The organism is Gemmiger formicilis, from assembly GCF_016901605.1.
GTDB lineage: Bacteria > Bacillota > Clostridia > Oscillospirales > Ruminococcaceae > Gemmiger > Gemmiger formicilis_B.
Genome location: NZ_JACJKP010000911.1, coordinates 1 through 219 on the forward strand (window position 1 = coordinate 1; position 219 = coordinate 219).

The 219-nt window shown below is 46.1% G+C and carries 1 protein-coding gene; it reads left to right on the forward strand.

From position 1 onward, the window contains the following. Positions 1-219: hypothetical protein (locus H6B10_RS17220; protein WP_204652539.1), on the forward strand; the 219-nt coding region annotated here is incomplete at both ends.

Sequence of the window (219 nt, forward strand, 5' to 3'; positions counted from 1 at the left end):
TCCCTGTCTTGTCCACACAAAGGGTATCCATACTGCCAAAACCCTGCATGGCATTGATATTTTTTACAATGGTCTGTTTGCGCCCCATGGACGCGCTTCCTTTGGCAAGACAGGGACACTGACCGATGACACATTACAGCCGGAATATTATATGGATATTCTTGGCAACGAATGCCGCAAAACATTGGATTATGCATATCTGGCCAGTCGTTATCACAC